This window comes from Neisseria sp. P0021.S007 (assembly GCF_051956855.1).
In genome coordinates this window covers 1-522 of sequence record NZ_JBQCXA010001173.1, presented here as the reverse complement: position 1 = coordinate 522, position 522 = coordinate 1, and the positions used below count along the sequence as shown (strand labels likewise).

Here is a 522-nt window from a genome sequence, read left to right as displayed (position 1 = left end):
CACTTGGCTTGCCTGCGGACTCGATCCCGAGCGCACCACCTTCTACCGCCAAAGCGACATTCCCGAAGTGATGGAATTAAACTGGATTCTGACCTGCATCACCGCCAAAGGCCTGATGAACCGCGCCCACGCTTACAAAGCCGCCGTGCAGGCAAACGCTGAAAACAATCAGGAAGACCCCGACCACGGCGTAGAAATGGGTCTGTACAGCTACCCCATCCTGATGACCGCCGACATTCTCATGTTCAACGCCAACGAAGTGCCCGTCGGCCGCGACCAAATCCAACACGTCGAAATGGCGCGCGACATCGCCGGCCGCTTCAACCACCGCTTCAAAGAAGTTTTCACCCTGCCCGAAGTGAAAATCGACGAAAACGTCGAACTCTTGGTCGGCTTGGACGGACGAAAAATGTCCAAATCCTACGGCAACACCATTCCGCTTTGGGAAAACGACAAGAAAACCCAAAAATCGGTCAACAAAATCATCACCAACATGAAAGAGCCGGGCGAGCCGAAACAGCC

General features: G+C 54.6%; 1 protein-coding gene. It reads left to right on the top strand.

Annotated features, from left to right (window positions below; all coding sequences use genetic code 11):
• A partial coding sequence (gene trpS, locus ACTHUR_RS18125) for a tryptophan--tRNA ligase (RefSeq protein WP_440400143.1) occupies positions 1–522 on the top strand: 522 nt, incomplete at both ends.